General features: G+C 54.9%; 9 protein-coding genes and 1 pseudogene. 7 read left to right on the forward strand and 3 right to left on the reverse strand.

Annotated features, from left to right (window positions below; genetic code table 11):
- The first annotated feature begins 197 nt into the window (after positions 1-197).
- The 4 genes from LAQ74_RS19560 to LAQ74_RS19575 all read left to right on the forward strand — a co-directional run bounded on the left by LAQ74_RS19560 (position 198) and on the right by LAQ74_RS19575 (position 3,098).
- Positions 198-1,238 carry a DUF7972 family membrane protein gene (locus LAQ74_RS19560; RefSeq protein WP_224338186.1) on the forward strand — a complete coding sequence of 347 codons (1,041 nt, stop codon included), beginning with the start codon at positions 198-200 and terminating at the stop codon, positions 1,236-1,238.
- A 260-nt stretch (positions 1,239-1,498) separates the two neighbouring features.
- Positions 1,499-2,320, forward strand: coding sequence for a hypothetical protein (locus tag LAQ74_RS19565; protein ID WP_224338188.1), 822 nt, complete (start codon positions 1,499-1,501; stop codon positions 2,318-2,320).
- Between the two features lie 91 nt (positions 2,321-2,411).
- Entirely contained in the window at positions 2,412-2,663 is a 252-nt protein-coding gene (locus LAQ74_RS19570; RefSeq protein ID WP_224338190.1) for an AbrB/MazE/SpoVT family DNA-binding domain-containing protein, read from the forward strand.
- Positions 2,664-3,098, forward strand: a complete 435-nt coding sequence (locus tag LAQ74_RS19575) for a PIN domain-containing protein (RefSeq protein WP_224338191.1) — start codon at positions 2,664-2,666, stop codon at positions 3,096-3,098. It abuts the gene before it with no gap.
- Between the two features lie 37 nt (positions 3,099-3,135).
- On the opposite strand, the pseudogene LAQ74_RS19580 reads toward LAQ74_RS19575, so the two are convergent.
- Positions 3,136-4,058 (reverse strand): annotated as a pseudogene (locus tag LAQ74_RS19580) (MarR family transcriptional regulator).
- Positions 4,059-4,207: 149 nt separating this feature from the next.
- Between LAQ74_RS19580 and LAQ74_RS19585 the strand changes: the two are divergent.
- Positions 4,208-4,531 carry a DUF6788 family protein gene (locus tag LAQ74_RS19585; protein WP_224338193.1) on the forward strand — a complete coding sequence of 108 codons (324 nt, stop codon included), beginning with the start codon at positions 4,208-4,210 and terminating at the stop codon, positions 4,529-4,531.
- A gap of 43 nt (positions 4,532-4,574) precedes the next feature.
- Here the strand turns inward: LAQ74_RS19585 and LAQ74_RS19590 are convergent, their stop codons facing one another.
- Together LAQ74_RS19590 and LAQ74_RS19595 are read right to left on the reverse strand one after the other, a co-directional pair.
- Positions 4,575-4,850 (reverse strand): helix-turn-helix transcriptional regulator, encoded by a 276-nt coding sequence (locus LAQ74_RS19590; RefSeq protein WP_224338195.1) that lies wholly within the window; start codon positions 4,848-4,850, stop codon positions 4,575-4,577.
- 243 nt (positions 4,851-5,093) lie between these two features.
- Positions 5,094-5,300 (reverse strand): hypothetical protein, encoded by a 207-nt coding sequence (locus tag LAQ74_RS19595; RefSeq protein WP_224338197.1) that lies wholly within the window; start codon positions 5,298-5,300, stop codon positions 5,094-5,096.
- Between the two features lie 560 nt (positions 5,301-5,860).
- Here LAQ74_RS19595 and LAQ74_RS19600 point away from each other — a divergent pair.
- Together LAQ74_RS19600 and LAQ74_RS19605 are read left to right on the forward strand one after the other, a co-directional pair.
- Positions 5,861-7,120, forward strand: a complete 1,260-nt coding sequence (locus LAQ74_RS19600) for a Cdc6/Cdc18 family protein (protein WP_224338199.1) — start codon at positions 5,861-5,863, stop codon at positions 7,118-7,120.
- Positions 7,121-7,492: 372 nt separating this feature from the next.
- Positions 7,493-8,788: an RNA-guided endonuclease InsQ/TnpB family protein gene (locus tag LAQ74_RS19605; RefSeq protein ID WP_224338201.1), complete on the forward strand. Its 1,296-nt coding sequence runs from the start codon at positions 7,493-7,495 to the stop codon at positions 8,786-8,788.
- Positions 8,789-9,080: the final 292 nt, after the last annotated feature.

The following is a 9,080-nucleotide window of genomic DNA, read 5'->3' on the forward strand; positions in this document are numbered from 1 at the left end:
CATTGAGCCATCGCACATGGACACACCTTTGGCACGCTGATGACCCGCGCCCTCAATCCATCCGTTCGACCTGTGAAGATTGAACTCGTTGCGTATGATAGACTACTACACGTTGGTACTCGATTACGCTCGGCCCGTGATCAGAATTGAACCGGTGAAAGCGAGACACAACGCCTCGTACACGGGTGTAGATAGCTATGATGGGTGACTCAGCGCCGGATGACAGGATGTACGAGCGAATTGACAGGCGGTATGAACGTCTCCGTCTCAAATTCCTGCTCAATCTGAACCGGTATGTGCTGACCGCTGGTCTGGCGCTCGGGCTCTTCAGCGCTATCATCGGGCTGAGTACGCTTGGTGACGTGTCATTGCGAGAAATGATGGGCGCCACCGGATTAGTCGGCTCAGCCTTTCAGACGATGATACTCTCGATCACCACCTCGGTCACGCTCGTCGTCACGATCAGTCAGCTCGTACTTGCCCAGGAACTCGGTCCACTCGGCGACCAGCGTGAACGGATGGACGGCGAACTATCGTTCCGTGACGACGTCGAAGATTTTCTCGGCACAGCTAGTCCACCTGAGCCGAGCGAGTTCCTGCGGGTACTCGTTGAGTTGAGCAGTGACAAGGCGGAGCTGGCCGGCGAAGTCATTACGAACAGCGACGACGACGAACTCCGTGTAGATGTCCAGCAGTTCGTCGATAATCTGGTGTCGAACGCCGACCTCGTCGACGAACAGCTCCGTGACGTGCAGTTCGGGGAGTTCGCCATCATGCAAGCAGCACTGGATTACAACTACGCATGGCATATGTACGAGCTCCGTCGTATCCGAAAGGAATACGCGGACACGCTCACCGACGAGCAACAAGAGGCATTAGCCGAGGTGAATGCTGTCCTCCAGTACTTCGCCCCCGTCCGAGAGCACATCAAGTCGCTATACTTCGAATCGGACCTCGTCAACCTCTCGCGGCAGATTCTCTATCTCGGACTCCCCGCGCTGGCTATCGCGGCCGGAATGGGATTCTTCTCCAACCCAGGGATGTTTCCTGGAGACATGCTGGGGATCGACAATGTAACGTGGGTTGTGAGTGGCGCGTTTACGATCACGGCATTGCCGCTGTTGTTGCTCGCTGCCTACATTTTTCGTCTCACGACACTCGCCAAGCGAACGCTCTCGATCGGACCATCTATTCTCCGTCCATCGGAAAACGCTGGAGAAACCAACTGGGAGGAGTGATTCCGTGGCCGAGCAACCGTTTGCTGCCCGCTGGAGCGGGCTTTACCGTTCTCTACCTCTGTGCTGGTCTCGTAGATCAGAGCAACTGATGGCCGTCACCGATTAGCGTCAATCCAGAGATCAGCGCCGCGGTAACGCTTTGCCCTGTATCTATCAGTGGTTCCACAGTCAGTCCTGAATAAAGAAAGCGGGCTACCAGCTACTGGAAGTTTTTCTGCGCCCGCGGAGGGGCGGAGGCGCATTTCGGCCTCCGTCGAATGATGACTGACCGCTATCTCACGACAGTCCTCGAGGAAACCAAGCACGTCGGCGAGCAGCACGACCAGGTCGCTCGAACAACAGAGAACCAAGCCCACGAGTACCTCCGATACGCCGTCCTCCGGGTACTCGAAGGCGAGGCGGACCACCTCCCGTCGGACTGGACGCCGATCGACGGCGTGACTGTCGGCTACGGGAGCGACGATGCGATGTTCCACAGCTGGGGCTCCAGCGAAGACTGGTGGAAGACTGTCCCGCCGCAGGAGGCGTGTACCCGCTTCCGAGTGTTCTTCCCGGACGACCACCAGACGGTTCCCCGTGACATCGTCGACATGATGGCCGCGCTCGGGGCCTGGGGCGTCTGGACCGGGAGCGCAGCCGCGTGCGGCTCCTACGACCATCGCGAGCGCCGCGAGGTCCACTACTTGTGGCCGGAAGGCCATCCGGTGGAGGAGTTGCTCCACGAGCGGCTCAGTGGCCCTGCGGAAGCCGTCGCCCCGGACGGTGGCCGAACGGGCGACGTTCGTGACCGGCTGGTCGTTGACGAGAACGCACAGTCGCAGAACGATCTCGAGCCCCGCACGAAGCGTGCCGTCGCCGAAGCAATGGACGTCTCGCTCCTCTCGAAAGGTGGCCGCTACGAGGTACAGTCCGCGTCCGGGAACAGTTACGAAGTAGATATCATCGGCGAGTCGTGTACCTGCCTCGACTGGCAGCAACGAACACCCGAAGGTGGTTGCAAGCATATGCGTCAGGTGGATCACGAAATCAAAAGCGGGCGTGTTCCGAGGCCCGACGGACGGCTCCCAGCAACCCTGGAGTAGATCTCCGTCCTCTTCATAGGGATCGCTCTTGTAGCACTAAGTAGTGTGGCGGCACACTAGACTTTTCACGGCCGGTCACCTACTGGGAGATATGAGCAGCGACAGGATCGACGCCGAAAGCAAGGTGTCTGGAAACCAGGCAAACATCCCCGCCCGAATTCGGCGTGAACTCGATATCGACGACGGTGACCAGCTCCGCTGGCAACTCGAAGACGACGGGAGCATCCGAGTTCGAGTTATCCAACAGCAAACGGGCACGTTCGCCGACTTCGACGGCTACGCTGGTGAAGAGCCGACCGATGTGACGACCGACCACGACGCCTGGGGCGTCGACGTCGAGTAAATGCCCCGTGCACTCATCGATACGACGGTCCTCTTTGCCGCCGCATACCAACGAGATAGTTCCCACGATGCCGCACTCCCGATGCTCCGAGGCATCGACGATGGGACGCTTCCGGAGGCAGTCGTTCTCGACTACGTACTCGCCGAAACGCTCAACGGCCTCACGACCCACGCCGGCCACGACGCAGCCGTTGATCTCCTCGATCGCATCGAAGAAAACGCCCGCTTCCACATCGACTCACTCACCACCGACGCCCTCGCGACGGGGAAGGCCCTATTCCGCCAACACGAACCACTCTCCTTTGTCGATGCCTGCATTGTGGCGTATATGCAAACCGAGGGACTCGGCTACCTGTATGCGTTTGACGACGATTTTGACGCTGTCGAGGATGTCTATCGGCTCGATACAGCAACGAATCCCTACGATCCGAACTGACGCTGGCAGACGCTACGGCTGGCGACGACGTTCGGTCTCAGAATAGTCGCACCTCGTAGTCAGCCGCCAGCTCCTGGAACACGTTCCACTCCGGGAGCCGGTCGTCGTCGACCTCTCCGTGCGTCTCGAGGTAGCGGACCAAGGCGTCGATTTTGTCTTCAAGGTCATAGTTCGCCGCTCGCTCTCGGAGGTGCCCCTCGTCGACGTCGACGTGGCTGAGCAGGAGGAGACAGTACGAGCGGTGGCGGCTGCCGTCGTCGATCAAGAGGGCGTGACAGCAGAGCTCCGCCGGCGAGACTGCGTCGAGGTCCTCGGAGTAGAGGCAGTAGCGGTGGCGGGTCAGCAAAAACTGGAGGTCGAACGCCGCGAACCGAGCGAGACCGGTTTCGTGGAGCCCCTCTGCGTCAATCTCCGTCTCGGCCTGGGCGAGGAATTCGTCGTAGTCCTCCCAGAGAATCGTGCCCTTCGGGCGACGGATTCTAGGCGTTGGCGATGCAGATGGTGTGCGAGTTCACGTGCGAACTCGTGGAGGCGGTCGAAGTCGGCGTTGAAGTCATAGCGGCCGTCGTCCGTCCCGACGAGACTCCGGTCGCGAAACCGTTTGAGAACGCGGTTGACCGTGTTGCGGTAGTTGTCGCTCCGGTCGGCGATCTCGGAGACAGTTCGCAGCTCGTCGAGGTAGTACAGCACCTCAAGTGCCTTGCCGGTCAACAGCTCAGGGAATTCGATGTGTGAGTGCTGACGGACGAGGTCCTGGTAGAGTTCGACGGCACGAGCATCTGACGGGATGACTCGTTTCCGGCGGCCGTCACATTCCGTGTAGACCAAGCCCTTCTCAACGAGTTCACCGACAGCACGGGAGAGGTAACTCTTGCTGTGGTCGAACTTCGTCGCGAGCTCGGAGATCGTGTCGCCACGTTCGACAGCAGCGAGCACCTCAAGTTCGATTCGTCGCAGCACGTTGTAACATAGTACGAAACTAATTTATAAAGTAGTTTTGAGTAGAGTTACACCTGAGGATAGAGTTGACGAAGAACAGTCAGGCATATTCTTAACCAACAATACTATGTTGTTGACGTTCTTTGTTGGTTAACACGGGTTGAGTTACCATGTCCTACGAGCCACCGAAACCCCCACAGGGACTTCCCACCGACGTCATCGACATACTTGACGATTACACGCCTGAACTCCTTCGACACGTCGCCAAGTACACCGAGGAACTCGCTGAATACCGTGAGCGAGAGGTACGACTAGCGGAAGACGAAGAGAACGAAGAAGTCGAAGAGCGACCAGAGGACCTTCCGGATGACGTTCCCTCGAAGGCGACGGTCACCATTAAGGAGATCAACGACAATCGCTACTACTACTGGCAGTGGCGTGAAGGCGACAAGATACGTTCAAAATACAAAGGCCCGGTTGATTCAAACGACTGAATAAGAGATGGACAAGTAGGGTTGTTTCGTTTTATCAGTTTAGTCAGGCGTCAACATATTGGGTTTCCCAGTCGCTCCGTGCGTTTAGTTCACGCACACCTCTCTCTGTGAGAATGTAGAAGTTTGTTCGTCTATCGGCCTGTCCCTTTTTGATCAGACCTTTTTCGACGAGCGTATCGAGATTTGGATAAAGACGTCCATGATGAATTTCTGATTCGTAGTAATTATCCATCTCTTCTTTGATTGCGAGACCATGCGGTTCGTCTAACCCCGCTGTGACAATCAGAAGGTCACGCTGGAATCCAGTCAAATCAAACATTGTTATCCAACCTAGATCAATATTTTATAAATATCTATGGAAGTTACTCTCCTAAATAGATACTAATTCGTGTTTTGACCCCCCGGATTGTAAGTGTATTCAGCGTTCAGAAGCCCAGTTCACTCTGAAATCCCGCAATGAGTCGATGACTCATACTGATTGAGTAAATTCTGGGTAGACGAAGGGAACCCGACTTTTGAGACGAGGGCCACCTGGAATGTTTCGATGATTGTCCGTGGTTCATCAACAAGCGAATAAATGAACGTCCGGCTTCCGCGTCACCTGAGAATCGATAAGCCCGAACATCTTGAGCGTGTTAATATGGTCGCGGATGCGCCTCTCAGAGAGTATGTCCATACCCATCATCGACCAAAGCACCTTGTAGAGCGAATATCTCTGCTTGATTTTTGCGTTTGAGTCTGGGTCAATGACAAGCAGCGTTGTTGCCATTAACGTGACCTACATCTGGGACGTCAATCGCTCAGTAATGATGTCTCAAGTGTTTGCTCTATCGACCTCGCTTCGTACAAGTCGAAACTACTCGATTACGGACGGGGAGAGGGGGTTGTTGCGAGTGAGCGACGGTGAACCAATAGGACGGGGTATCTACCTTTTACCATTTCGCATGTATAAACTACGGTTTTTCGCCCATCGATCACGGAAGTGATGTTCAGGAAAAATCGCGCCACGGCGGCTGATTTCTCATCTTACTACTACTTACTACAATTACATTAATAGTAAAGTATATAATGGACGCGATAGACCGATTTCGACTCGACATGAAATCCTCTTTTAACACAAGTGCTCAAATCGCCATACGTAGCCGCCACTTAGGGTTCTTTTCGTATCGACACGCCAAACCCCCACCCTCTCTTTTTTGCGTTCTCACTCGCAAACCCCCCCTCCCCCCGTTGTTCTCACTCGCAAACACCGCCTTTAACTTCCTCACTCGCAAGCCACCCCTCACTCGCAACGGGGGTTTTATGTGTATTTGCGTGATGGACCAATGTATGAAAGAATTCGGAAAAACCGAAACCATTTACGAGAACGTGGATGCGCTGGACCCCAGTACAGATACTTACAAACCTAACGACCTACCTGAACGGCAAGAGGAACTCGACCAACTTCACCAAGCCCTCAAACCGGTCACCATGGACGGTACCCCGAGGAACGTCCTCGTTTACGGCCCAACTGGACAGGGCAAGACTGTGGGAATCGACCTAAAGACCGCGCAACTCAAACACTACGCAGAAGAGAACGACATCGACCTCACCGTTGTTCATGTCTCCTGCGAGGGTGCAAACGGTTCCTATCAAGTGCTCGCCGACACTGTGAAAACGCTCCGTGAAATCAAGTCCGGTCCTGGCGAAGACACACCGGCTGGCTACCCACGCAAAGTATTGTTCAATATGCTTGTCGACGAACTCCAGGAAGTCGGTGGGACCGTCATTCTTGTTCTCGACGAACTCGACGCAATCGGCGATGACGACTATATTCTCTACGAACTCTCGCGAGCGTCGATCGAAGGTATCCGGCTCGGTCTTATCGGTATCACGAACGATCTTAACTTCCGGAAAAATCTTGGCGAGGACGTCCGTTCATCGCTTGGGAAACGGGAGGTTCACTTCAATTCCTACGACGCGAATCAACTCCGCGATATCCTTGCGCGACGCGCGGTGAACGCACTGAAGGACACCTACTTCGACGGCCAAGAGGCGCACGAGGCACTCCAGTCAGACGTGTTAGACCCAGCAGCCATCAGTTTGTGTGCGGCCTACGCAGCCAAGGAGACAGGCGACGCCCGCCACGCACTTGAGCTGCTTTCTCATGCCTGTGATTTCGCGGACGATGAAGAAGATAGCACGGTGCAGGAGGCCCACGTCGAGAGAGCCCACGAGTTCCTCGAGAAGCAGGCGCTTTCCGAAGGAATCGTCTCCGCCCCTACACAGCGTCAAATCGCTCTCCTGAATGTCGTTGAACGTACCATCGAAGGCGAACCATGGATTGAGACCGCCACTCTCTACGCGACCTACGAGAGGGCGACGAGCGAACACGATCTCGAATGCCTTGCGTATCGGACCTACGAAGACAAACTCGGTGATCTCCAAGGCTCCGGTTTGCTTGAGAAGAAGCACTATGGGCGTGGTCCGAGTGAGGGCACAACCAACAAGTGGAAGCTCGCAATTGACCTAAACACCCCTATCTCAGAACTCGAAGGAGCTCACTCAACCCTTCAGAGCTACATCGATCAGATTAAATCCAAAATGTAAGCATGACCAACAGAGTTTTTCAACTTATATTCACTTTTAGGAGAATGTAATCTAGTTTCTAAACAATTCTGAACGATTCTATTCCAATCTCCTCACTTGCAGATAGGGGGTACACTCGCAAGGGGGGTTTTCTTAGAGCGTGTCCGCTTGCTCACTCGCAGACATGGGGTTCACAGAGATGCAAGGAGGAAGCCCACGGCTTTAGCCGTTCACAAGACGCGTGGCGTCTTGTTAGCCAATCAGAACTCTTTGAGTTCTGATGACGTGGGAGGAATCCGACAAGGCTCGAACCTATCCACGAGCGATAGCAGTCCGACTCCCCCACGTCAATCTAAACTATTATAAATAGATAGTTCAATATGTGAATTACCAATGGAGGTCATTCGTACCGTCAAAGTCAAACTCGACGTACCCACAGAGCGGTGCGACGCCCTCCATCAGACCAAAAATCAGTTCCTCCACTGTGCGAACACCACCGCAGAGTGGGCGTGGAGACACCCGAACGATTACTGTGTGACCTCGAAACAGAAAGCTGAAAACGCTCTCTACGACCAACTCCGTGAAGATACGGACTACATGCACGCTAACCTCGTCCAGAAAGGGATTCGACGTGCTATCGAGGCCACCAAAAGCGGCGTCGCCCGTCTCAAAAAAGGCGACAACACGAGTCAACCACACTTCGATGCGTGGAGCGTTGTCTACGACAAACGCTCTGCGACGTTCCACCGCGACCACGTTTCGCTGTCTACAGTGAACGGTCGCGTTGAGTGTGATTACGTGATTCCCGATGACCCCGAGGGAACACCAATTGGCGAGTACTTGCTGAACGAGGACTACGAGTTCCGAATGTCCACGTTACAGTACGACCGCCCCACAGAGTCGTTCTACCTCCATGCACGGATGCGTCGAATCGAAAGCGATGAGTCGTCCACGACTTCTTCTGATCCCAAGCACAGAACAGTTCTTGGCGTTGATCTCAACGTGGACGGCTCGCTCGCTGTGACTTCGACTGGCGCGTTCATCGGGAATTCCGACGAGATGAATCATCGACGCCGTGAGTTCGAGAAGATTCGTGGGTCGATGCAACAGGCAGGTACGCGGTCGGCACACCTGTCGATTCAGTCGATGAAAGACCGAGAACACCGCTGGATGCAGGACGAACTGCATCGCGCCTCAAACCAGATTCTTGAAGAAGCCCGCAACCACGGCTGTACACACATCGCGTTCGAGAACCTAACCGACATTCGCAAGCGAATGGTTAGTGCAAAGCGATTCCACACATGGGCGTTTCAACGCCTCTACCAGTACGTCGAATACAAAGCCGAGATGTTCGGCATTAAGGTCGAGCAGGTGAGTCCTGCGTACACGTCTCAGCGGTGTTCGTCGTGTGGATTTACGCACGAGTCGAATCGGCGGTCGAAACACCAATTCGTGTGCCAGAAGTGCGAGTACGAACTGAATGCTGACTACAATGCGAGCAAGAACATCGCTCGTAAACTTCTCAAGAGACTCCACTCGGGGCAGAAGTCTTCGGGTGGAGGTGCACCCTGTCAGTGTGCGCTGACGTCAGGGACGCTGAACCTGAACGGCGAGTTCTCCGCCTACTCCGTAACGGAGGCCGAAGGGGAGTCCACTGACAAGCCCACGACTTCAGTCGTTGGTTACTGACTCGCAGACCTTTCCTCACTTGTAATGGGGGAGTGACGACTCCCTGGACAAGAGAGTAGCTTCGATTCCTACTGGGTCTCCTCACTCGCAGACGGGGGGTACACTCGCAACGGGGGTGGTGGAAGATATTCTAAATTGAAGCTACTGCCTCATTCGCAAGGTGGGGGTTCACTCGCAGGTGTCCTCTCACTCGCAACGGGGGTTTGGGGTGGTATTGCTCCGTGATACTTGGCCTATCTGACTTTTCGTGATTACTGGGGTGTGATCGGGGATATAAAAATATATCTCACTA

The organism is Haloprofundus halobius, assembly GCF_020097835.1.
Classification (GTDB): Archaea; Halobacteriota; Halobacteria; order Halobacteriales; family Haloferacaceae; genus Haloprofundus; species Haloprofundus halobius.

Bases quoted from the DNA above. Each gene is read 5' to 3' on its own strand.
- LAQ74_RS19600 (WP_224338199.1), top strand. From the start codon at position 5,861: ATGAAAGAATTCGGAAAAACCGAAACCATTTACGAGAACGTGGATGCG.
- LAQ74_RS19605 (WP_224338201.1), top strand. From the start codon at position 7,493: ATGGAGGTCATTCGTACCGTCAAAGTCAAACTCGACGTACCCACAGAG.
- LAQ74_RS19570 (WP_224338190.1), top strand. From the start codon at position 2,412: ATGAGCAGCGACAGGATCGACGCCGAAAGCAAGGTGTCTGGAAACCAG.
- LAQ74_RS19595 (WP_224338197.1), bottom strand. From the start codon at position 5,300: ATGGCAACAACGCTGCTTGTCATTGACCCAGACTCAAACGCAAAAATC.
- LAQ74_RS19590 (WP_224338195.1), bottom strand. From the start codon at position 4,850: ATGTTTGATTTGACTGGATTCCAGCGTGACCTTCTGATTGTCACAGCG.
- LAQ74_RS19575 (WP_224338191.1), top strand. From the start codon at position 2,664: ATGCCCCGTGCACTCATCGATACGACGGTCCTCTTTGCCGCCGCATAC.
- LAQ74_RS19565 (WP_224338188.1), top strand. From the start codon at position 1,499: ATGACTGACCGCTATCTCACGACAGTCCTCGAGGAAACCAAGCACGTC.
- LAQ74_RS19585 (WP_224338193.1), top strand. From the start codon at position 4,208: ATGTCCTACGAGCCACCGAAACCCCCACAGGGACTTCCCACCGACGTC.
- LAQ74_RS19560 (WP_224338186.1), top strand. From the start codon at position 198: ATGATGGGTGACTCAGCGCCGGATGACAGGATGTACGAGCGAATTGAC.